The sequence below is a fragment of the Silvanigrella aquatica genome (assembly GCF_001907975.1).
Lineage (GTDB): Bacteria > Bdellovibrionota_B > Oligoflexia > Silvanigrellales > Silvanigrellaceae > Silvanigrella > Silvanigrella aquatica.
The window spans coordinates 477,650-501,505 of the sequence record NZ_CP017834.1 but is presented as its reverse complement, the minus strand read 5'-3'; the positions used below and the strand labels follow the sequence as shown (position 1 = coordinate 501,505).

Here is a 23,856-nt window from a genome sequence, read left to right as displayed (position 1 = left end):
GTCTTCAATGCCCTAATTTTAAACATTTCCCCACGTATGTGGGGATGATCCGAATGTAATACAAGAACAATAGACAGAACGCATCATTTCCCCACGTATGTGGGGATGATCCGGACTATCATCTAGCGAAGCGATAAACTCGTGGCATTTCCCCACGTATGTGGGGATGATCCGTGTGCTGTTTCTCTTTTAACATGAAAGAATGTCATTTCCCCACGTATGTGGGGATGATCCGGTTCCACTGGTTTACCATTTCCGAGATTCTTTCCATTTCCCCACGTATGTGGGGATGATCCGAAGATTACAAAAAATTTAAAATAATTGAAGTTCATTTCCCCACGTATGTGGGGATGATCCGCTATTTATGAATTTCTACCTTCAAAAGTTGAACATTTCCCCACGTATGTGGGGATGATCCGGATCTGTAGTAAATCAAAAGGATTTGGCTGAGCATTTCCCCACGTATGTGGGGATGATCCGAACTTTTCGATTTCTGAGTTGTTACTTGATTACATTTCCCCACGTATGTGGGGATGATCCGTAAATTTCATCATCTTCTGCTTCTCTTTGCGCCATTTCCCCACGTATGTGGGGATGATCCGGCTTTATAACCTTCATCATCTTTTCTTCCAATCATTTCCCCACGTATGTGGGGATGATCCGAAGCTTTAAAATTAATAGTATCCCTAACTGCCATTTCCCCACGTATGTGGGGATGATCCGATTTATCATTGATTTTCTTTGCATTACTCATACATTTCCCCACGTATGTGGGGATGATCCGTGTTTTTGTTTCTTTTATGATTTTTTGTTGATCATTTCCCCACGTATGTGGGGATGATCCGATTGTCATAGGTTAGGTGTTGATAATAAAATTCATTTCCCCACGTATGTGGGGATGATCCGGCATGTAATATAGCAACAGCACCACCGAGAGACATTTCCCCACGTATGTGGGGATGATCCGTTGACTAAAAATCGTCATAACGTTCTCCTTTTCATTTCCCCACGTATGTGGGGATGATCCGGGTTGCAGTGTGCGAGATTTACTCAATGAAAGCATTTCCCCACGTATGTGGGGATGATCCGAGAACTTGGTTATCCTGCCTCTAAATTTTTAGCATTTCCCCACGTATGTGGGGATGATCCGGGCTGAACAACTAAACCTCTGTTGAATTTTTCCATTTCCCCACGTATGTGGGGATGATCCGGAAGTCGAACTTAAAAAAGATGATGAAAATAACATTTCCCCACGTATGTGGGGATGATCCGATAATAAGGGTAATGATGTTGAATTAAAAGATCATTTCCCCACGTATGTGGGGATGATCCGGTATTTCAATTTCTGACTCAAGAGTAATTGAACATTTCCCCACGTATGTGGGGATGATCCGCCATTGCGTAAATTTCAACATCAATTTGATTACATTTCCCCACGTATGTGGGGATGATCCGTAGGCATTTAACGGGATGGGTTTGGGGCACAACATTTCCCCACGTATGTGGGGATGATCCGATTATTTATAATTCTTTGTTCTGTTGGCAATTCATTTCCCCACGTATGTGGGGATGATCCGTTCACGACTCATAGTTAATCCCTTTTTACATTCATTTCCCCACGTATGTGGGGATGATCCGTATATTCGATTTTTCTGAAAACAAAGACGTACCATTTCCCCACGTATGTGGGGATGATCCGGTTTTCTTTACCAAGTTTAGGTTATAATTTTACATTTCCCCACGTATGTGGGGATGATCCGCCATCATGTGAAGTCATAAGAACGACCTCAGGCATTTCCCCACGTATGTGGGGATGATCCGATTTGATCGAAGCAAAGTTGATCCATATTCAACATTTCCCCACGTATGTGGGGATGATCCGGACAGTGTCACCCTCGCCAACAGGAAGCCCGACATTTCCCCACGTATGTGGGGATGATCCGAGGCTTACCCAGTAAATATTGTAAGGGTTCAACATTTCCCCACGTATGTGGGGATGATCCGTGAATTTCTCAAGCGGTCGCATGGGGTGGCTACATTTCCCCACGTATGTGGGGATGATCTGTTGATGTAACATCAATTCTTTGTAAATCTTCACATTTCCCCACGTATATAAAGATTGTTCAGTATTCAAATTATTTAAATGAAACAACATTCTATGATGCGCTTGAGATCAATAATTCCGCCGTTAAAGTATGAGGTGATAAAATTTTAAAACACATTGCCACAGGACTTGTAAAAATTATAAAAGAAAACTTGGACACTGATTGGGCTCTTAAAGAAACATCACGGACAAAGATTAGAATGGCAAAAAGAATGAATAAAGAAAATAATTTAAAAAAGCTTGTTGGCTCTGAAGTATATGATGTTTGGGTTAATATGATTAAAATATTAGTGCCAAACGCTCGTACGCATCGAATTTCAGTTATTGTAGCAGGAATGCTTCATTACGCTTTGGATCAATCTTACTTAAAGGAACATAAGGACAATTCACTTACTCATATTCTTCAAGAAAGCTATGATAATAATGAAGCAGATGAGGAATTATTTAATGCTATTAAATTAATTTTTAATAAAGCAAAAGTAAAATACACACGAAAGAATTCTAAAGGAGATCAATACTGTATCATTGAAAATAGCCTAAATCAATTTTTCCATTGGGAGTCAATGCCCTGGGAATAAGATATTACAAACTTTTAATTAATTTAATCATTCTTTCTCTTGGTGATACATATTTTTCTTCAGAGGATTTAAAACTTATAATGGAATCATTTGTTATATCATTTAATTCCTGCCAATTCAGTTTATCAAATTGATGACCATAAACATGTGCGAGAAATATTTTTTTTAAATCTGTCATATTTGAAACAACAGATTTATTATCCGTATTTTTACAATAATAAATATATTTAAAAATAATATTTATCTTATTCAAATCAATTTTTAAATTATTTTTTAATATAAAATTCTTAATTTTTTCTTCAATAAATGCAACTATATTTTTTGCACCACCTATTAAAGTATAGGGAAAAAAGAATGTCAGTCGAGGCTCAAGATGAGTTGCCATCGCAATTTTCTTTCGATTTAAAACTAAATTATCTATAATCCAATTATCATAAATTGAATGTATAGCTTTAGGTAGCGGAATATTTTTGATTTTAAGATCACTTGAAAATTTTTTTGTCAGTCTAATTTGAACCATGTTTTAACCATTTGAACTTTCTACTCAGTAATTTTCATCTTAACTCGTTACATAGCATAAAAGCAGTTTATAATCTTCTACTGCAAGATTCTCCTCTGTTATTAAGTCATCAGCTATAAAAGAGTAATTATCATATTGCCAGAAGCTCTTATTAAAACGCTCATTATGTTAGAAAAAAGCTTGGCCTAACAAAAAAAGGCTGTTCAAAAAAGTTGAATTGAATTTTAACTGACAGACAATTTCAATTTTGGGAGTCTTTTTAAACAGGGAGATTGTCAGATAAAATACCATCTGCTACATTTTATTAGCCTGCTTTTTGCTTCTGACATCAATTTCAAGGGTGGAATCATACTCTTTTAATTGTTCATTAATTAAAATTTTCGTAAATGGTGCTAAAGAATATCCCATGGCAATTGCTATGCGATTCGCATAATCAAGGCCTACTTTTTCGCGACCTGTTTCTACTGAGCTGATAAATTGTTTTTTACTTTCTATTTTATCTGCAAGTTGTTGTTGGGTTATTCCATCGTCCTCGCGAAGGGATCACACCAATATTTATATCGGCAACATTGTTCTTTTTCTTGAAACCGCAAAAAACTTATAATATGTAGATAATGAATTTATTCAAGGAGTGAAAAATATCAATGTTTATTCCACATGAATTTGAAAATAAAAATGACGAATTAAACAAAATTTTAATTCAAAATAATCCATTAGCATTATTAATCTATAATAATGAATGTTTAGAAGTTACAAATATTCCAATATCATTTTTTGGAGATAAATTAGTTGGTCACTTATCGATCCGCAATGAAGTCTGCAAAATGGCTAAAACAGGAGATATTTCGCATCTTATATTTAATAGCCATAGTTCTTATATTTCACCATCCTGGTACCGTAATCCAAGTATGAATGTACCCACATGGAATTACTGCACAATTAAATTAACAGCAAAAATTAATAAAATAACCGATAAACAAAATATCAAAACTATTTTAGAGCATCAAATTAGAGATTTTGAGAGATCTCAATGGACAATGAATGATTTTCCAGCTTCATTATTAGATGATATGATTTCAGAAATTAATGCGTTTGAATTTAAGATTAAATCCATTGAATCAAAATTTAAAATAAGCCAAAACAGATCAAAAGAAGATCAAATATCGGTTATTAAAAATTTACAAAAATCGAAAGATGATACTTTATTTATTCATAATATAATGAAACAATATTACGAAATTAATGAATAACATTTTACAATCCATGATTGATATTTTGAAATCAATTAATTTAAATCTCCTCTAATTTCTAAAGCCCACACCCTATCAATACTTAAAGTGTTTAATGGGCTCGCCTTTGGCTTCCAAATCTTTCAAGCTTTCGATTCCTAATCTAATGTGAATGTCAGTCCATTTTGCAGAAACAGATTTATCACCGGCTTCCGTTTTAACGCCTTCGGGAGTAATGGGAACATCGGAGACGACGAGTAAGGCACCGCGGGCAATTTCGTTATAAAGACCGACCATAAGAACGGTTGCGGTTTCCATGTCAATGGCGATGCACTTCATGCTGTGTAGATGCTTTAAAAAAGCTTGATCGTGTTCCCACACTCTTCTGTTTGTCGTGTAGACAACGCCTGTCCGGTAGTCATAGCCTGCTTCGACAATTTTTTGCGAAACAAACTTGTGGAGTTTGAAGGAGGGCATAGCGGGCACTTCGGGAGGAAAATAGTCGTTAGAAGTTCCTTCACCGCGAATGGCGGCAATAGGTAAAATAAAATGACCGATTTCTGTTGATTGTTTTAAGCCTCCGCATTTTCCTAAAAAGAGGACAGCTTTAGGAGAGCGGGCACTCAACAAATCCATGATTGTGGCGGCATTGGCGGAGCCCATACCAAAATTAATAATAGACACATTAGATTTTTTGCATGTGGCATTGGGCATAGCTCTATCTAATCCCACCACTTGCGAATCTGTAATTTCAGCAAAGCGATTTACATAGGTTTGAAAATTTGTGAGTAAAATGTGATCAGCAAAATCTTCAATTTTTGTTCCTGTGTAACGTGGTAACCAATTTTTGCAGATCTCTGCTTTTGACTTCATAAAAACTCCCTTAAGTTAGGTCTTTCTAGAAATAAACTCCCCTAGATTCTTTTACCCTAGTCTCATTTCTATATACAGAGCACCCTATCTAAAACACCATAAACATCTTAAATTATTAAAAAAATATTATATGATACAATTTAGCATATTCAAAAACAAGAATCACAGATCTTGCATATTGAAGTTTTTCTAGATGGTTACTCATAATTTTTATTATAAATACTTTAATTATCGAAAATTATCCTATATTTCAATTCTAAGGTATTTATAATCTATAAATACCTTAAATTGTGCTTTCTCTTTATTTTGATAGTGATCAGAGTCGAATTAGGTATCAAAACAATGAAAAATTATGAGAATATTATAAATTTATCCGATAAATTAAAAACTCAACTCCAGAATTACTCACAAAATATTCAAAATATCATTCAATTCTTGGAAGATCATTTTCAAAATAAATTTCTGATGCATTTTCAAATCCATAATTGTGAAGGTTACGAATATCCTATAAATAACAATTTCAATGCCACAAATATTTATCCTAATAATTTAATAAATATTTATGATAAAGCTGGAGACTGTATCAGCTTAAGATTTTTTTGCAATATAAATATTATTTATTCTAAAAAAAATCATGTAGAATTTTGTAACCAACTTAAAAAAAAGAACAATAGCCCCCTTTTTTTTATGACTCCGTATCTTGATTCCTATAATGAAGAGTTATCCTATATAATTGAACCAAAATTTGAAATAAAAGCTAAAATTACAAAAGATAATGTCATTTTACAATTTATAAACTATCATGAAAAAGAATCTTTTTTCAACTCTTATATAGAAAAAATAAAATTCTTATTTCACAATCCGCTAACGATAAGCACACATAAAAAATCCAAATCAAGCTTTGCATTTAAAATTCCAAAAAACATTGTCAATATCATTGATAAAGTGAAAAAAAATTTAAATAAAGGAGATTGTTATTTAGTAAATATAACCACGACAGAAACAGTTTCTAGAGAAAATAAATTTATTTCAAGCCAAGATTTTTTTAACTCTTGGATCCACATTTTTTCACGTTTTGGTATTTATTTTAAAGATCAAACAAATGCCTTGGCCTCATTTTCTCCAGAACGATTTATTTGTATGAGTCAAGGTGTTATCGCAACAGAACCCATTAAAGGCACTCTCAAATCGAAAGAGAGCAAACCCAAATTAGTAGATGCTCATAAAATATGGAGTATTGAAAAAGAAATCTATGAACATACCTTGGTGGTCGATCTCATGAGAAACGACCTCTATGAAGTCTGCATGCCCGAAAGCGTGACCGTCTTTCGCCCTTTTTATGCGCGCATATCGGGCTCTCTGATTCAAATGCAAAGTTTTATTTTAGGTAAATTAAAAAAAGAAGAAAATCTGGCGACCTGCCTTGAAAAAATGCTTCCTGCGGGCTCTATCACAGGCACCCCTAAAAAAAGAGTATGTGAGATCATTGCCCATCTTGAGCAAAACACGAGAGGATATTATACAGGAGTTTGCGGTATACTTGAAGTAAATGGAGATTTTGATTCGACAATTCTCATCCGTAGCGTTTATTTGGGTGAAAGAGGACTCTATTTTGGAGTAGGAGCCGGCATCACGACTCTCTCCGAAACACAACTCGAGTTTGAGGAGTTTGAAATAAAATTATCTTCATTTTTACCGGTTTTAGAGGAAATATTATCATGATACTTTTTGTTGATCACTATGACTCTTTTACAAATAATTTAACGAGCTGGTTTTTATCTGAGAATATCAATATTCAAGTTATTTCCTTTGATAAATTAGAGACAATGACCTCTTTTAAAGACATTGATGCGATCATCTTTTCGCCAGGTCCGGGACACCCTTCCGAATATAAAAAATCAATTAATTTCTATCATAAAATTCCTCATGCAATCCCATTTTTGGGAGTTTGTCTGGGTCACCAAATTTTACTCCATGCCGAAGGCGGTGTTATTACTCAAATAGAGGAAAAACCAATTCACGGACGCCAAATTCTTATAAAACAAAATCTTCCCTCGAAATATTTTGAAAACAACGTGCTCAATCAAAAATTTGTGTTTTACAATTCCTTAGGATGCAAAACAAATGATCCCGTTTTTTCCAAAAGTATGTTAGCACTGGCAGATGAAAAGGGCTTTGTCTTAGCGACAGAGCATAAAATGTTTCCAAGAATTGGGGTTCAATTTCATCCAGAAAGCTTTGCAAGCCCTGGTGGAGCTGCTGTTTTAAAATCATTTTTAAGGCTAATTTCATGCTAGGTCGCTTATATGCCATAATATTTATCTCTACTATTATTTTTTCATTATGGTATCAAAAAAAATATCTTGAACTCTCAGCAAATGAATTAAATTCTCAGTTGAATTTTGAAAATAATATTTTACCCACTAGCACCATAAAAAACTTTAATACAAACTCTTATCAAGATGGAAAATTAAAATATTCCTTCTCTGGAGATAAAATCACCTATTACACAGATAACCACTTTGAAGCTGAGGGGCATCTGACATACCAGGCTTATGATGAAAATAAAAAAGCAACAATTACTATAAAGACACAAAAGGCCTTTGGGCAAATTGCAAACGAGGGCGACCCAAGCAATTCCTCACAGTTCCCCTTAGGCGCCCATAGTAAAATTCAAAGTGCGGTGTTACCTGACGATGTTTTATTTGATTTTGAAGGCAATCAAGGCCAAGCTGAACATGTATTTATTGATATGGAGAAAGAAATGATTCATTCTTCAAAAAACTTTATCTCAGAAGGACCGCAAGGTAAAATCAGGGGCAAAGGGTTTTATTATTCGATTAAAAATGAAGAATTTAAAATAAAATCACATGTTGATGGTAATTTCAAAGTAAATCATTTAAATAAAAGTCATAACGAATAAAAAAAGGCTTATAAAATGTTTCTATTTATAAAAAAATCAAACAACTTAAAACAAAGTGCTTTATATTTTATTTTAATTATTTTATCCCGCCCCATATATGCTGACTTTGAAAATACTATACCTGAAAATTATTCTCCTTCTCAATCACAATCAGAAAAAGAAGATCGCAGTTCAAATAATACCATTCGAAATGGTAACGAAACAGAAAAAAAACCAAAACAACAACAGGCACAAAAACACGATAATGGTTTATTAAATTCTGATTTTGCGAAACATAATGCAAATGCACCGGTATATTTTGAAGGTAAAACTGCAGAAGGATCACGTAAAACAGGTATTTTAAATCTTGTCGGCAATGTCGTCATTATTCAAGATGATACAAAACTCACCTCAGACAAAGCGCAAATTATTGGTAAACCTGGCAATTCATTTGGCTCAAGCTCAACCTCTGTTGAAAAAGCAATTGCTACGGGAAATGTTCATATTTTAAAAAAGAATTCAAATAATTCCCCAGAAATTAAAGCCTCAGCAAACACCATCGAATTTTTGGTACCCAAACGTATTATGATTTTAAAAGGCAAAGCGAAAGTATGGAAAGCACAAGAATTTATTAATGCCGAATATATTGAAATCAATTTAGATTCGGGCGACATAAATTTAAAAGAACCCCATGGAACCCTTGATCCTCGCTCCTCCTCCAAAATAAGCAAAGGTAACAGCTTTTCAGATACTCCGAAAGATAAGGTTACGAAATGATAAAAAACCAACTTATTTCTTCAAATCTCATAAGAAAGTTTGGCAATCGCACTGTTGTGGATGACGTGTCTTTTTTTGTAAATAGTGGAGAGGTTGTAGGCTTACTTGGCCCCAATGGTGCGGGCAAGACCACAAGCTTTTATATGACAGTGGGTTTATTAAAACCAAGCTCGGGAAATGTCCTCATTGATGGCAATGACATTACAGAACTCCCCATTCATAAAAGAGCACGCATGGGAATTGGTTATTTACCCCAAAATTCAAGCGTATTTCGTAAACTTTCTGTAGAAGATAATCTACGCGCCATTATGGAAGTTTGGGGAACTCCAAGAAAGCAACGGCCTGCCTTACTCGAAAAACTTATTGAACAATTTGGCATTGGCCATATTCGAAAAAGCCTTGGAATCAGTTTATCCGGCGGCGAAAGAAGACGACTTGAAATTGCCCGCACCTTAGTTATATCACCGCGTTTTTTACTTTTGGACGAGCCTTTTGCCGGAATTGACCCCGTGACTGTGGCAGAAATTCAAGAGCTCATAAAAAAACTTGTCGCTGAAGAAAATTTAGGCGTTTTAATTACCGACCACAATGTGAGAGAAACCTTATCTCTTTGCGGAAGAGCCTATATTCTTGCGGCAGGACAAATTCTTGCCCAAGGTTTACCCGATGATGTGGCTACAAATGAAAAAGTAAGACAAGTTTACTTGGGAGAAAATTTCAGTTTTTGATAAAGAAACGTGCCCTCTCTTTACTCGATCCAACTCCAAAATTGCTTACTAAATAAACAAAATTAAACAGCTTATCGATAAATTAAAAAATATCATAATTATTTTTTATATTTAAATAATATTGCATAAAATTATAAATAAAGTTATATAAAATAGTCTCAAAGGCTTATTGCCTATTTTTCGTTTAAATATTCGTGCATTTTTAGAATTCTTGCTCAAATTAATTTCATAAAGAGTTTACCATGCTAATTTCAAAAATTTGTATAAAAAGACCTATTTTTACTATAATGCTCAATTTTTTAATTATCATTTTTGGATTGTTCTCTTTTAATAAACTTGTCATTCAAGCGAATCCAAATGTCGATTATCCCTTTGCCACAGTTTATATAAAATATAAGGGAGTGAATCCAAAAACAGCAGAAGAAATATTATTAAAACCCATGGAAGAGGAATTTAAAGGCTTACCTAATTTAAAAAAGATGGAAGGGACTGCTTATCAAGATGGGGCTGAAGTATTTATTGAGTTTAATTTAGAAGCAAATATTGACAAATCTATCTCAAATATCCGTGATAAATTAAGTCAAATTAATTTTCCAGAGGGCACAGAAACTCCTATAATTGAAAAAGATAATAGCAATGCGAAAAGTATTCTTACTATCAGCGTCTCTTCTTCTCATTATTCTTTTCAAGATTTATCATATTATGTAAAAGAAAATTTAAAACCTCAATTGCTAAATATTGATGGTGTGGCCGCCGTTCAAATAGTGGGAGATGAAACTCGGGAAATTCAAATTCTATTAAATTCATCTATTATAAATGCAATGAAAATTTCACCAACCGAAATAGAAAGTAGCTTAAATGATATCATTATAAATAAGCCCTCAGGAGTTTTGCTTAACAAAAATAATACCTTTCATTTATCAACTTACAATATTCCAGATTCATTAGATAAAATTGCCAAAATACCCCTTATCATTCATGACAAAACCCTTATTCGATTAGAAGATATTGCATCCATAAAAGACACTCATGCCGAAAAGACAAGTTATAGTGAGTTAAATGGAAACAAAATAATATCACTTGACATTATTAAATATCACCAAGGAAATATTATTAAAATTTCCAATAAAATTAAAGAATATATTGAAAAAATCAAACTAGAAAATAATAATAAAATAAATATTGCAATTAATAACGATGAATCTGAATATATTACTTCCGATTATCATTCAAGCATTATAGAATTATTAACAGGATCTTTCTTTGCAATATTAGTTGTCTTTATTTTTCTGCATGACTGGCGAAATACATTAATCTGTTCCGTTGCTATTCCTACATCTCTCATTGGTACCTTAGGAATGATATACATTTTTAATTTTACAATAAATTATACTACTTTAATGGCACTTACATTGTCTGTTGGCATTTTAATTGATGATGCTATTGTTGTGATTGAAAATATTCACAGACATAAAATACTTGGAAAAAATTCATTTCGAGCTGCGGATGAAGGAACTCAGGAAATTGGCTTAGCAGCAATTGCCGTCACTCTTGCTGTTGTTGCTGTTTTTATTCCAGTTGCTTTTATGGATGGTATTTTAGGAAAATATTTTTTTGAATTTGGCATTACTGTCGCCACGGCCGTTCTTATTTCACTATTTGTAGCTTTTACTCTTGTTCCTATGATGAGCAGTAGAATGCTTATAGAATCTCAATATAATAAAAAAAATAAGAATAAATATAAGAAATTGTTTGATAGTAAATTTGAAAAATTTCAAAATTATTATCAAATAATATTAAGATTTTTTTTGAAATACAAAAAATCCACAGTATTTAGCGCCATAGTAATATTTATAATCAGTATTATTTTTCTCAAATTTGTTCCCATTATTTTTAATGAATCTGAAGACAATAGTTTTGTAAAATTTAAATTTGAGTTGCAGCAAGGAACTCCTCTAAAATCTGCAATTGAACGTGGTAAAGAATTAGATAAACATATTAGAAATTATCCGGGAGTCAAAAATGTCGTAATGAATATTTCGAAAAATAAAATTTATTATTATATTACTCTTGTAAATATAAATAAAAGAAATTTTACAAAGAATGAGTTTTCAGAATTTATTGAAAATGATGCACAAAAATTTATTCGGTCTCCCTTTGAAAAAATAGGTTTTGGAAGCAGTGGTGACGAAACTATACAAATAGATTTAATGTCTAGTAATTATGATTTAATGAATGAATATTCTAATGAAATAATTAAATTTATGAGCACCATACCAGAAGTCACTCAGATAAGAAACTCAACAAAAGATCCAATTTATGGAATACGTATTATCCCCTATAATTTAAAAGCTGCCGATTTAGAGGTGAATATTAATGAAATGGCAAAAACTTTAAAATTATTATACGGAGGCGTTCGGGTTGGTGATTTTTATTCTAATGGTAGATATTATGATATAAAAATGCTGTTACCTTCAGATAACCATTATACATTAACCGATATTTCAGGCGTTCATATTATATCTAAGAATAAGAAACCTGTCTTGCTATCCAGCGTAGCATCACTTGAAAAAGTAGAAATTGAACCAAATATTTATCATCTCAATGGCAATGCAAAAATGACAATATCAGCAGAATATTCGGGAAATGATTTAAATGGAATAACACAACAAATTGATGAATTTATTGATAAAACAAAGCCATTGGGGGTTTCAAATAATTTCAATGGGCAAGCAAAAGACGTACAAGATATGGTACAAACAATATCCTCATCTCTTCTTTTTGCAGCCCTGTTTATTTTCATCGTGCTATGCTCACAGTTTGAGAATTTCATTGCCCCCATTGCTATTATGCTAAGCATTCCCTTAGCTTTTTCAGGCTCGTTTATTGCCTTATTAGTTACGGGACATTCTTTATCCATAAATGGCATGATTGGCATTATCATGCTCATGGGGCTTGTTACAAAAAATGCTATATTGCTTGTGGAATTTGCTCAGCAAAAAGTAGCTGAAGGTATGTATGTTGATGAAGCGCTTTTACAAGCTGCTTTCATTCGCTTCCGGCCCATTCTTATGACCACGCTCACTTTGATTGCAGGTATGATCCCTCTTATTTTTTCTTCAGGTGCAGGCAGCAGCGGTCGAAATGCAATGGGCATTACAGTTATGGGCGGATTGCTCTCATCTACACTACTCACATTATTTATAGTGCCCTGTGCTTATAGTTTGCTTGTGAAGTTAACGCAAAAAAAAATCGCGCATAAAACTGTCAGGCCACTTTGTAGTTGACACCTTTAATCTTCAACAAAATCTTATTAATTCACTTTTTTATTTTAAAAAATAAATATTATACGCCGTCCTAAATGTTCTTGCATCCTCAAAAAAATCATTTATGAAAAACCAATTGATTTCACAATTTTTTGATTTATATTTTTCCAAGCATCAACTCCTGACTGCATAACTTCACCAATGTCTATGTATCTTTTAAAACTTAAATAATTTCTTTTAATGAAACTCCATAAATGCTCTATTGGATTTAATTGGGGTGAATATGGTGGTAAAAAATGTAAAGTTATATTTTTAGGTAACAATATTTTTTTATGGAGTCATTTCATAATATTAATTTGTAGAAATGTAAAATTTAGATATTCACATAGTTTTTAGATATATAAAGTAAAAAAATTATATTTTAGATAAATAAAGGTAAGAATTAATTACTAACAAGATAAATATGAACTTTAGCCACACCCGTCCGACTGATTCCTAATTTTTTTGCGGCGGCAGAACTCAAATCGATAACACGGCCTTTTACATAAGGACCTCGATCATTAATACGCACAACAACATATCTCCCTGTTTTTACATCTTTAACCATGACAGTGGAATTAAAAGGAAGTGTCTTGCTCGCTGCAGTTAAGATATCTGGATCGAATTTTTCACCATTTGCTGTGGATCTTCCTGCCCATTGTCTCCCATAAAAGGAAGCATATCCGCTTTCATAAAAAACATAATTGCTAAACACCTTTTCGCTCTTTGAGCCCCATTCCTTTTTTGTCGTCGTACAACCCACAAAAACAAGGCAAAGTAAGAAAATTGTTCCAAAACTTTTTAATAATCTCATTCAATGTACCTGTATTATATAATAAAAGACTTCGAAAAATAATATTCAAATATAATTAAGAGACTTAAGCTCCATTACTTCCAACCTATCAAATCGAAATTGAGCATGAAAGAAAAATTGCTACCGCGCCAAAAAATTGTTATCGTAACAAATTAATAAATAAATTTAATTTCCTCTTGATATACATAGGATAGTAATTAAGTAAATATATTTTTGTCCAATAGATTGTCATAAAAATAAGCGCCTTTTATAAGATGAGCTGACTAATTTTTGCACCTTTTTTAATCACCAATGAGATATTAGAGCTGTTTTTTATTGTATAAAATACATTTAATAGAGTTTAAAGGATTTTTATCGCATCTTATTGCTTACAAAAGTTGCAAAATATGGGGTTTATGATTGATGAGAACGAAACAAGGTAAATAAGTCCCAATTATCAACTTCAAATGAAAATGGAATAACTTTTTTTATGGATTTTGCAGTTTGTCCAGATGTTAAAACATCATCTATTAATAAAACTCTATGAAATATCTCAGTAGAAATTTTTTTTTGATCTGCTGTGCTAAAAAAAATCTCTAAATTTTCTTTATTTCCAGAATTTTCATTTCTTTTATGCGAAGGAGTCATTGCTTGCCTATGAGATTTTTTTTTCAAGAGAGGAGTTAATATCTGAAAAAATATTTGCCTTTCAGCAAGTTCTTTTTTTAAATCATTTAATATTTTTTCAAAAAAAATAAAGGGATGCCAATTTGAACTCATGATTCTTTCTTTTCTTAAGGGAGAAATCAAAATACAATTATACTGCTCATGGATTATAAGTTGTTTTAAATAATTTTTAGTTCTATTAAAAAACATCTCTTTAAATAATAATTGCGCATTATAATCTTGATAATCTTTGGCAAGTACTAATATTTCTGGAATTCCATACGAATAGGTAATAAGGCTAAAAACTTTTCTAAATTCATTTAGCTCTTCACAACCATAACAAGAATCCTTTCCACATCGAGCACAAGAGATCCACAAAATATTCTGCAATTTTTTTTCACAATTGTGACAGAAAATAAGATCATTTAATTTTGATTCAGAAACACAAAGGTAACAGCGCAAAATTTATTCCAAATACTATAAAATTAAATGTAACAATGCTTATTTTTGGCGAATTTCTTTGGAAAATGTCTGAGCCAAGGCGGAGATATCTCCATGATGATAGGGATGATTGCTTAAAATACAGCGCGCTCTATAAATTTGTTCGAGCAATATACCCAATGCGAGCTCATGAGGGAAAGTCATTTTTGAAAGAGAAATAAGATGAATTCTCCCAAGAGCTTTTATTTCGCGCGGAAGACCATAGGCTCCGCCTAAACAAAAAATAACCATTTTTTCACCTTTTTGTTCGAATTGATCGAGACGTTTTGCAAACTCAAAGCTATTTTGAGCGGCTCCGTTTTCATCAAATGCGATGCAAAGAGGATTTTCCACAGATAATTTTTTGAACTCTTTTGTATAAAAAGCAGCCAAATCTTCCTGCGCTAAAGAAGAGGAAGGATAAATATGAGTCGTTGGCGTGTACTTAGAGATGCGATCTAAAAATTCTTGTACATAATCAAAAAGCAGAGACTGCTGTGGGATTTTCCAAGGAGTTAAAACAACATAGCGCATTGTTGAAAATCACGCCATGGAGTTTTGAGAAAATTCCGATTCTCCAGAAAGAACGGTATTCGTATTTTCAACAACTTCTTGATATAATTCTTGGCACTTTTCTTCAGAAACAGGAATAATATGCGCTTTGCTCCAAAGCTGCTCGAGTTGGTATAATTCACGAGTGGGCTCTTGGAAAACATGAACAAATAAAAATCCATAATCGATAAGAACCCAAGTGCAGGATTCAAGACCATCAACAGAGACGGGCATAATACCCAAGCGGCTTTTAAAGAATTGTCTGATAGCTTCTGCCACAGCATAAACTTGTCTTGGGTTAGAAGCGCTGACAATAGAAAAAAGCTCTGTAAAAGCGCCTACACTTCTTAAGTCCATCGCAGTAGGACGAACTGCTTTTTTATCTAAAGCGACCGCAATGGCAAGCATGGCAAGGTCTTCATGGGAAAGCTCTTTATCGCCCACAGTAATTGTTGTTTTCATTGTATTTGCGTTCACTGATTTATTTCTCCATTTTTATTTAAACTTAAAAGTTCGATTACTTTATCAAGTAACTCTGTGATACCTACGCGGAATGCAGAACTGATTTCAAGAAATGGAGTTCTTTTAAGTTTGAGATAATTTCGAAATCCATTTAGAGCTTCCAAATTTGTCAGACCCTCAATTTCTTCGCCTGCAAGGGAGTCCACCTTTGAAACAACTGTGATCCGAGGGCGCAGTAGGAGAGTTTTATCGTATAAAGACAATTCTTCCAGAATGCCGTCATAATCAGAAATCATAGACTCTGCTGTGTCTTGACTACCATCAATTAGATGAATAAGGACAGAGGTTCTTTCAATGTGGCGTAAAAAATCGTGTCCCAAACCTTTTCCTTGACTCGCTCCAGGAATAAGACCAGGCACATCTGCCACAACAAAGGGCGTAGATTCTTTATGACTCACAACACCCAATGTCGGAACGAGAGTGGTAAAGGGATAATCTGCCACCTTGGGACGCGCTGCGGAAATCACTGTAATAAGTGTGCTCTTCCCTGCATTTGGACTGCCAATAATGCCCACATCTGCTATCATTTTGAGTTCCAAACGGATAGCACGATTTTCTCCAATTCCAGGTGGAATTGTTTTTGTAGGAGCTTGGTTGCGCGAGTTTACAAAAAGAGTATTGCCTATTCCGCCTTTTCCCCCTTTGGCAACAAGAAGTCGATGTCCTTCATACAATACTTCACCAATAATTTCACCAGATTCACAATCAAAAGCGACCGTGCCACAGGGAACTTTAAGAGTGAGGTTATCACCAGAACGTCCTTGTTTATTATTTGTGCCGCCTTTTCCGCCGGTTTCTGCTTCATAAAAGCGCTGGTATCTGAAATCGAGTAATGTGGAAAGGCCATTGGTTGCCTCCAAGTAAATGTCGCCCCCACTACCGCCATTGCCCCCATCGGGACCTCCGGCGGGTACATATTTTTCACGACGGAAGTGAGACATTCCGAGCCCACCGTCTCCTGCTTTTACTTTGATTTCAGCCGTATCAATAAACTTCATAATTTAGCCACCATGGGAATAAGAATAAGCATTCATAAATTGTGAATGTAGAAAGGCCTCTGCACAGCACCCCTCATTTATATAAAAAAGCTAAGAATAATAATAACTTGTTTACATCAAGGAAGGAGATAAAACAAAAACCAAGATGCGCATAGAAACTATAAACGCACCTTGGCCTTTATCAAAAAGGATTAGAAAATAATTTTAAGAAACGTAAATAATTACGCTTTTGCGTCTACTGGATAAACGCTCACACATTGACGCTCACGGTTAATGTGCTCAAATTTAACTTCACCATCAATTTTTGCAAATAAAGTGTAGTCTTTTCCCATACCTACATTGGAACCAGGGTGAATTTTTGTTCCCACTTGGCGAACAATAATGTTACCTGCTCTTACAGATTCTCCACCATAAGCTTTAACGCCACGGTATTTTGGATTGCTATCGCGTCCGTTTTTGGTTGAACCACCGGCTTTTTTACTTGCCATTGTACAAATCCCTTAATTTAGCTCCCACTGTGTAGGAGATTTTTGTTAGAAGAAAAATATCTAATTATATCTTTAGTTTATCAACAAAAGAACAATTAACCTTCAATGCTTGTGATTGCCAAAGTCGTAAAATCTTGGCGGTGGCCGTGCATTTTCTTTGATTTGTTTTTACGAAGGTACTTGAAAACAAGGATTTTATCTTCACGACCATGCGCAACAACCTTAGCTGTTACTTTAGCGCCGTTCACTTGTGGTTCGCCAATTTTAAGCTCTCCACCTTTATTCATCATTAAAACTTCTGAAAAAGACATTGTGGTGTCTACATCAGCATCGATAAAGTTAGCTTTGATTTTTTGCCCTTCAGATACCTTGTATTGACGGCCAAAAATCTTTACTACCGCATAGTTTTTACTACTCACAACAATTTTCCTTATACGCTTTTAGTGCCACAATGATTGTGCCACTTAGTTTTTAGGTAAGCGCTACCACGCCATAAACACGGCTCAACACGAGTCGGAAGCTAGCACATAGTGCAAATTCTGAATAAGGTCAAGAAGTTTATTTTTTCGGGCAAAGAAGCTTGCAATTTTTTAAACAGTCAGGTACGGAAGTGATTCCAGTGGAGAGGTGTCCGAGTGGCTGAAGGAGCACGATTGGAAATCGTGTTTACGCTAAAACCGTAACGAGGGTTCGAATCCCTCTCTCTCCGCCATCTGTCTTTCTTTGTTGTTTCCCAAAGCAACCATGAGAGGTGGTTGTATGCCCTTAGTATCCTTTTAATGAATCCGCCAGAGTCGGAAGGCAGCAACGGTGTTTATAAGGATAGGTAAGATCAGCTTGCAACCACCCCTCATGGTTGTTTTTTTTTTGCCGGGTAGACTTTTTATTAGTCATATCATTAAAAAAAACTACTTTTTAATTTTTGGAATCGAACAAATTGATTATCCTTTTTCATATGCTCATGGTTAGGCTTATTAGAGTGACATTCATAGCATAGAGTTTGAAGATTTTTCGTTCTATTATCGCTTCTATCACCATTGACATGATGAACATGTAAAAAATTTAAGCTTTCTTTTGCCCCTAAATAAATTCCGCATTCTTCACATTTAAAATTATTTGCCTCTTTTGTTTTTCTGCTTATTTCGTTCCAGTACGATGAGTAATAATTTAAAGCAGCTGTATCAGAAGTAAACTCTGGAGTATTTTTTACCAAATTTCTAGGATATTTCTCAAAAAACTTTTTAAGAGTAAACTCTTTTTCATTCCAATTAATATTTTTGAGACAGTAAGTACAAACATTTAATTTAACAATTATAGCTTTAGGAATATTATTTTCAATTTCATTAATATGAAAATTATTATCATCTTTTGTGTGTATAACAAACCTATTTGACTTATTCTGATAACGAAATTTCTTTATAATATCACATTCAGAAATATGATACTTAGGATAAGAATAATTATCTTTTTTTATAAATTCTCTTATATATAAAACAACCCTTTTATTTTTACCAAAAAGCAAAGTATTATCATCATTCTTAAAAATATTATCAAAATTTTTAAGAATAATTAAATTATCTATAGAGTCTTTATTTAGAAAATTTAAGTTCAAAGAAAATTTATTTTCTAAATCAGATTTAAATTTCTCGCCAATAACTGCTTTCATATTATGACAATTTTTAACCAATGGTTCAAATTCTAAAAAATTAATTAATTTCATTTAATTTTTTCCAAACAATTTAAATTCTGATTTTTTGAAAAACTTTCAAGTTTACAAGCAATTTTAGGATCAGGAAGTAATAATGTTTTAAACTCAACCCTCTGAGAAGCTGAGTAGTCAATATTATTTGTATTAATTTTTTTTAATGGACGCGAAGAAGAAAGACCATTTGCAGTTAATTTTTCTTTGAGCCAAGAAAAATTTTTTTTATCTTTAATTATAGGACTATCAATGTTAAGTATATATTCCAAAGTTGCTCTTGCTCGAGCTTGTGAAAGTGCCATATTCTTTATATAAGCATCTAATTCACTTTTTGCATCTGTCCAATAAGGAGAAGTGTGCCCTTCAATTCGAATTTCAATTATATATTTTTTAAATTGTTCTTTTAATAAAATAGAAAGATATTTTGGAAAAAAATTATTTAAATAATGCTTAAATGACTCATTTAATTCATAGCTACCCGTCAAAAAAGTATTTCCTGTAAATCTAAAATCTGTATTTCCTAAATATATTCCACCATATTTAGAAGATTCATTAGCAAAATTCTTATTAAAATCGTTCGCTAAATCTGTTCTAGCACCTTGAAAATCTTGGGCAAGTTGTATTGCAACTTTCGCTCTAGACTGAAGTTCAATTATACATATTAAAGAAATTAATAAAAATACGCACATTAAACCAGTCATCATATCACTCAGCGGAATCCAATGAGATTGTTTTGATCCCGAATTTTGTTCATAAAACATTTTCAATTTACCCTATTCATAATTTCAGGCTTAAACTCTTGAATTGCATTTAAAAAATTCTTGAATTTATCGGTAATATCTGAATAATCGGTAGTAAATTTTTCCGATAATGCACCTAATACCCTTCCAAGCGATTCTAGTGATTTATTTAATTCAGCTTCTAAAGCTGCATCAAGAATTTTAACCTTATCAGACATATCTTCTGAAACAATTTTAATAAGAGATGATATTTCTTGATTATTTGCCTTTATCGATTCAATTAAAATATCTTTCATTTCGGTTTGATTTTTTTGTAAATTTAAAACTAAATTCTTTTCATGGGACTCTATATTAGCAAATAATTGCTTGACATTTAAATCAAGGTCAAATATTAAATCGTTGGTATTTTTAGTAAATCCAGGAATTACATTTTTCATAGATGTAAGAATTTCATAGAAATTTTTTTGAGATTCTGAAGTACCATCAAAATTTGCTTTTAATTGAACAATCATTGCTTGAAATTCATTTGAAATTTGGCTTAATATTTTTGTATTACTTACAATATCTGTAAGACTTTTTGCAGCATTTGATAAATCTTCAACTGCTTGTTGCTGAGATAACCTCATTATTGCAAGCTCATCTTTATATTGATTTTGCCAAACAACCAAATCTTTAACTGCATAATTGAGTTCTTTAAAATTCTCACCAAATTGCCCTGTGATTTTTGAATTAAAATCTTTCACTACTTCATTCAATGCTTTCACTATTGCATTTATATTATTCTCAACTAAATGATTGGAAAAAATTTTAAAATTTTCAATTAATTGATCTATTTTAATTTCAATCATCTTTTTTAAATCTGCAGATTGTTCATTTTTTTCTTTGCGAAAACTTTTAAATTCTTCAATTAATGAATAATTACTTGAATACAATATATTTTTATTTAGTAACTGAATTTCTTCAATTAGAATTTCTAACTTATTTTTTTCAGAGTTTAATTTCTTTCTATCGCTAATTTTTTTATGCTGAAATTTAATTAATAAAGAGAAAATAATTCCTATTGCCGATGATATAAAGGACAGAGTCACGCTTGAAATAATAGCCGGAATTTTAGAAAAAATATCTGCATTTTCATTTTCTAAAAGCGACATCTTTGCAATAGGAAAAAAACCGATAATTAAACCAATAAAACACCCTGCAATTCCAATTGTAGTTAATACCTCTGGAGCATGTGATTCTGTAAAATTATCAAAGTTATTTCTAAATTCAAAAAATTTAACTATAATTAATTCAACTGCAATAAGAGTTAATACAAAATGAATATTAATATATATGTCAATATTTAGCTTTAACGCTATCAAAAAAACAATAATAGGAATGAAAAATATTATATATTTATAAAACTTAATCACTGAATTCTTTTTCACTATAAAACAATCCTTTGTACCTAGCAATTTAAAAAAATCAATAGCCTCTATCGATCTATCTAATATATAAAAATTTTTGTTTTATTAGACTTCAATTTTAAATTACTATAAAAATCTGATTGCTCAAACAAATCTAATATTTATTTCAGTTGTTTTATTTTTTTATAATTATTATTTATATAAAATTAATTTTAAAATGATAATATTTTATGTTAATTAATTATAAATAGATTACCATTAAGTGATTTTGTTTTTTCTAGAATTTGAATTGTTACCTTTCATTCAAAGCTCAATAGTTCCTTGCCTGAGGATAGATTGGAAAACTTTGACCCATACTCCTCCTTATTGACTGTTTTAATTACACCGAATCCATTTTAAGCAAAAAGTATTATTGCCCCTCTCTCTTTCTTGATTTTTAGATTTCAAGCACACATACTGATGAACAATTGGGGCTTATCCCTTTCTTGTAAATGAAGGAATGGCTTTATGGCTCTGCCACATATCCCCATTTATGCCCTGTTTTTAAATTTTCACTTGGTACCCAAAGTATGCCTACAGACATCAATTTGAAACGGAATCAACTTACAGATAATAATGAGCAAAATTATATTGTTCTTGCAAGACGAACACGCCCCCAAAGCTTTTCAAGCCTTGTAGGACAAGAGGTTGTGTCAAATTCTATTGAAAAAATGCTGTCGCATAATAAAATACCTCATGCTTTTTTATTTACAGGAACGAGAGGAACAGGAAAAACATCAAGCGCTCGTATTCTGGCAAAATCACTTTGCTGTGCACAAGGCCCTACAATTACACCTTGCCAAACATGCGTTCACTGTACTCAAATTACAGCTTGCGCTCATGATGACATTCTTGAAATTGATGGAGCGTCACACACAGGCGTCGACAATATCCGTGAACTACGCGAAGCCACACGATTCTTTCCCAACTCGGCACGCTATAAAATTTTTATTATTGATGAAGTTCATATGCTCAGCGCAGGAGCTTTCAATGCTCTGTTAAAAACTTTAGAAGAACCCCCTCCGCAGGTTGTGTTTATTTTAGCAACTACGGAATTACATAAAGTTCCTATAACAGTACGTTCTCGTTGCATGATATTTTCATTCAAAAAAATTGAAACACATGTCATTGAACAACATTTAAAGAATATCTTGAATAATGAAAAAATAGGTTTTGAGGATGATGCCATCACCTTAATTGCCCGCGAAGCAAAAGGCTCCATACGCGACTCTTTAAGCCTCATGGAACAAATTATTGCTATTTGCAACCATTCTTATATCTCCGTAGAGCAAACTAAAAAAGGGCTGTGTGTTCAAGGCGAAGAAATAGCAGAAAAAATATTCTCAGCCATTTGCCAAAAAAATACAGGTGAAGCCCTCGAATTAACCAAACAAGCTGATTTAGCAAGCTTAGATATTGCTACGCTACTTGACAATATTTCACAGCTTTTTAGAAACACAATGATCATAAAAAGCTTAAATCATAAAGAAAGAGCTCTCAAACTGACGCAACTCTTACCTAAAGAGTACGACTTTTTAGAACAATCTAGCCAAAATTTAAGTCTTGCAGCTATCAGCGAAATATTTAGACTTCTTGCCAATGCCGTTCGAGACATCGCTAGAACAAATGCGGGATTAGCATGGGCTGAAATCATCATTATCGATTGCATTTCAAGAGCAGACTGGCTTTCGGCATCGGAAATTATTTCCCTCATTTCAAATAATCCTATATCTGCTCCGCAGATAAATCGAAATATAAGCACTCCCTTGCCCCCCAAAAAACCTGAAATAGCAACAACACAAGCTATACAAGAAAAACAGGTAATAACGACAGCTTCAGATATTCAAGCCAGCAAAAATATAAATACAAATGCACATCAAATTGACTTGAGCTTCTTTAAAAAGTTTGTCGCACTCACGGAACAAAAAAGTAAAACTCTGGCCGCACGACTCGGCTATGCCAAAGTAGAGCATTTTGACAAAAATAGAATTCAATTTTCTGACTCACCAGAAAACCAGAGTTATTTATCATTTAATGAAAAAGACATTGAATTATATTGGGAAAGCATTTATGAAATTCAATTTCAAAATGCAGATTTTATAGGTAAATATACACCCAAACCCTCCTTAAAAGGCATAAATCATAATGAAAAAGTGGATAAATCAGCAAATCCACAAAATATTTTACAAAAGAAATCTCCTACTTCAGGCAAGATTTCCCATGCACAAAAAAATATTATGCAGAGCTTCCAAAAGTATAATACAGCGCAAAGCTATCCTGATAAAGGCGAAGTTTCGCAAAGCTCTTTAGGAAAATCCGTATCTCTATCTGAAATTCATACCCAAGAAAAAAATTTAGACTTTCTCCAAAAAGAGAAGGCCTTGCTTGAAAAAGATCATATCCAACGCTTAAAAAAGCTTGCTACTGAAATTCAAATTGTTTCAATAGATTAGA

Annotated in this window: 21 protein-coding genes, 1 tRNA gene, 2 pseudogenes and 1 CRISPR repeat array (1 of these 25 running past the window's edge); of the genes and pseudogenes, 10 read left to right on the top strand and 14 right to left on the bottom strand. The window is 33.0% G+C overall.

Annotation, left to right across the window (positions count from 1 at the left end):
- Positions 1-2,065: a CRISPR direct-repeat array (repeat unit 29 nt; unit sequence CATTTCCCCACGTATGTGGGGATGATCCG) (it extends 1,809 nt beyond the left edge of the window).
- 239 nt (positions 2,066-2,304) lie between these two features.
- On the top strand, positions 2,305-2,682 hold the full coding sequence (locus AXG55_RS02165) for a hypothetical protein (protein WP_148696505.1): 378 nt from the start codon (positions 2,305-2,307) through the stop codon (positions 2,680-2,682).
- Between the two features lie 4 nt (positions 2,683-2,686).
- Here AXG55_RS02165 and AXG55_RS02160 read toward each other — a convergent pair whose 3' ends face one another.
- Together AXG55_RS02160 and AXG55_RS15115 are read right to left on the bottom strand one after the other, a co-directional pair.
- On the bottom strand, positions 2,687-3,202 hold the full coding sequence (locus AXG55_RS02160) for a DUF6933 domain-containing protein (RefSeq protein WP_148696504.1): 516 nt from the start codon (positions 3,200-3,202) through the stop codon (positions 2,687-2,689).
- A 294-nt stretch (positions 3,203-3,496) separates the two neighbouring features.
- Positions 3,497-3,730 (bottom strand): annotated as a pseudogene (locus tag AXG55_RS15115) (helix-turn-helix transcriptional regulator); the annotation flags it as partial.
- 116 nt (positions 3,731-3,846) lie between these two features.
- Here AXG55_RS15115 and AXG55_RS02150 point away from each other — a divergent pair.
- The gene (locus AXG55_RS02150) at positions 3,847-4,452 is read left to right on the top strand and encodes an FMN-binding negative transcriptional regulator (protein ID WP_148696503.1); all 606 of its coding nucleotides are present in this window, start codon (positions 3,847-3,849) and stop codon (positions 4,450-4,452) included.
- A gap of 75 nt (positions 4,453-4,527) precedes the next feature.
- On the opposite strand, the gene AXG55_RS02145 is transcribed toward AXG55_RS02150, so the two are convergent.
- Entirely contained in the window at positions 4,528-5,304 is a 777-nt protein-coding gene (locus AXG55_RS02145; protein ID WP_148696502.1) for an AMP nucleosidase, read from the bottom strand.
- Between the two features lie 342 nt (positions 5,305-5,646).
- Between AXG55_RS02145 and AXG55_RS02140 the strand changes: the two genes are divergently transcribed.
- The 6 genes from AXG55_RS02140 (at position 5,647) to AXG55_RS02115 (ending at position 12,998) form a co-directional block, all read left to right on the top strand.
- The gene (locus AXG55_RS02140; protein WP_148696501.1) at positions 5,647-7,026 is read left to right on the top strand and encodes a chorismate-binding protein; all 1,380 of its coding nucleotides are present in this window, start codon (positions 5,647-5,649) and stop codon (positions 7,024-7,026) included.
- Positions 7,023-7,601: an aminodeoxychorismate/anthranilate synthase component II gene (locus AXG55_RS02135; protein WP_148696500.1), complete on the top strand. Its 579-nt coding sequence runs from the start codon at positions 7,023-7,025 to the stop codon at positions 7,599-7,601. Before AXG55_RS02140 ends, AXG55_RS02135 begins: the two co-directional genes overlap by 4 nt.
- Positions 7,595-8,227, top strand: a complete 633-nt coding sequence (gene lptC / locus AXG55_RS02130; protein WP_148696499.1) for an LPS export ABC transporter periplasmic protein LptC — start codon at positions 7,595-7,597, stop codon at positions 8,225-8,227. Before AXG55_RS02135 ends, lptC begins: the two co-directional genes overlap by 7 nt.
- Positions 8,228-8,242: 15 nt before the next feature.
- Positions 8,243-8,983 carry an LptA/OstA family protein gene (locus tag AXG55_RS02125; protein ID WP_148696498.1) on the top strand — a complete coding sequence of 247 codons (741 nt, stop codon included), beginning with the start codon at positions 8,243-8,245 and terminating at the stop codon, positions 8,981-8,983.
- Positions 8,980-9,711, top strand: coding sequence for an LPS export ABC transporter ATP-binding protein (gene lptB / locus AXG55_RS02120; protein ID WP_148696497.1), 732 nt, complete (start codon positions 8,980-8,982; stop codon positions 9,709-9,711). Before AXG55_RS02125 ends, lptB begins: the two co-directional genes overlap by 4 nt.
- A 242-nt stretch (positions 9,712-9,953) precedes the next feature.
- Positions 9,954-12,998 carry an efflux RND transporter permease subunit gene (locus tag AXG55_RS02115; RefSeq protein ID WP_148696496.1) on the top strand — a complete coding sequence of 1,015 codons (3,045 nt, stop codon included), beginning with the start codon at positions 9,954-9,956 and terminating at the stop codon, positions 12,996-12,998.
- Positions 12,999-13,180: 182 nt separating this feature from the next.
- Here the strand turns inward: AXG55_RS02115 and AXG55_RS15110 are convergent.
- The 8 genes and pseudogenes from AXG55_RS15110 to rplU form a co-directional block, all read right to left on the bottom strand.
- Positions 13,181-13,288 (bottom strand): annotated as a pseudogene (locus AXG55_RS15110) (transposase); the annotation flags it as partial.
- 131 nt (positions 13,289-13,419) lie between these two features.
- Positions 13,420-13,830, bottom strand: coding sequence for a septal ring lytic transglycosylase RlpA family protein (locus AXG55_RS02105; RefSeq protein ID WP_148696495.1), 411 nt, complete (start codon positions 13,828-13,830; stop codon positions 13,420-13,422).
- 393 nt (positions 13,831-14,223) lie between these two features.
- A complete protein-coding gene (locus tag AXG55_RS02100) occupies positions 14,224-14,937 on the bottom strand; it encodes a hypothetical protein (protein ID WP_148696494.1) in 714 nt (237 codons plus the stop codon).
- A 39-nt stretch (positions 14,938-14,976) separates the two neighbouring features.
- A complete protein-coding gene (locus tag AXG55_RS02095; RefSeq protein ID WP_148696493.1) occupies positions 14,977-15,489 on the bottom strand; it encodes a 23S rRNA (pseudouridine(1915)-N(3))-methyltransferase RlmH in 513 nt (170 codons plus the stop codon).
- A 9-nt stretch (positions 15,490-15,498) separates the two neighbouring features.
- Positions 15,499-15,984 carry a ribosome silencing factor gene (gene rsfS, locus AXG55_RS02090; RefSeq protein ID WP_148696492.1) on the bottom strand — a complete coding sequence of 162 codons (486 nt, stop codon included), beginning with the start codon at positions 15,982-15,984 and terminating at the stop codon, positions 15,499-15,501.
- Positions 15,981-17,027 (bottom strand): GTPase ObgE, encoded by a 1,047-nt coding sequence (obgE, locus tag AXG55_RS02085; protein WP_148696491.1) that lies wholly within the window; start codon positions 17,025-17,027, stop codon positions 15,981-15,983. The genes rsfS and obgE overlap by 4 nt, the downstream gene beginning before the upstream one ends.
- A 221-nt stretch (positions 17,028-17,248) precedes the next feature.
- Positions 17,249-17,515, bottom strand: coding sequence for a 50S ribosomal protein L27 (gene rpmA, locus AXG55_RS02080; protein ID WP_148696490.1), 267 nt, complete (start codon positions 17,513-17,515; stop codon positions 17,249-17,251).
- Between the two features lie 95 nt (positions 17,516-17,610).
- Positions 17,611-17,934 (bottom strand): 50S ribosomal protein L21, encoded by a 324-nt coding sequence (rplU, locus tag AXG55_RS02075; protein ID WP_148696489.1) that lies wholly within the window; start codon positions 17,932-17,934, stop codon positions 17,611-17,613.
- 202 nt (positions 17,935-18,136) lie between these two features.
- Between rplU and AXG55_RS02070 the strand changes: the two genes are divergently transcribed.
- A tRNA-Ser gene (locus AXG55_RS02070) sits at positions 18,137-18,227 on the top strand.
- A gap of 186 nt (positions 18,228-18,413) precedes the next feature.
- Here the strand turns inward: AXG55_RS02070 and AXG55_RS02065 are convergent.
- From AXG55_RS02065 to AXG55_RS02055, 3 genes are read right to left on the bottom strand one after another with little or no spacing between them, the layout of a single operon-like run.
- Positions 18,414-19,235, bottom strand: a complete 822-nt coding sequence (locus AXG55_RS02065) for an HNH endonuclease (RefSeq protein WP_148696488.1) — start codon at positions 19,233-19,235, stop codon at positions 18,414-18,416.
- Positions 19,232-19,978, bottom strand: a complete 747-nt coding sequence (locus tag AXG55_RS02060) for an OmpA family protein (RefSeq protein ID WP_148696487.1) — start codon at positions 19,976-19,978, stop codon at positions 19,232-19,234. Before AXG55_RS02060 ends, AXG55_RS02065 begins: the two co-directional genes overlap by 4 nt.
- Before the next feature lie 2 nt (positions 19,979-19,980).
- Positions 19,981-21,384 carry a hypothetical protein gene (locus AXG55_RS02055; RefSeq protein WP_148696486.1) on the bottom strand — a complete coding sequence of 468 codons (1,404 nt, stop codon included), beginning with the start codon at positions 21,382-21,384 and terminating at the stop codon, positions 19,981-19,983.
- Positions 21,385-21,932: 548 nt separating this feature from the next.
- Between AXG55_RS02055 and dnaX the strand changes: the two genes are divergently transcribed.
- Positions 21,933-23,855 carry a DNA polymerase III subunit gamma/tau gene (gene dnaX / locus AXG55_RS02050; protein ID WP_233231312.1) on the top strand — a complete coding sequence of 641 codons (1,923 nt, stop codon included), beginning with the start codon at positions 21,933-21,935 and terminating at the stop codon, positions 23,853-23,855.
- The last annotated feature ends 1 nt before the right edge of the window (position 23,856 follow it).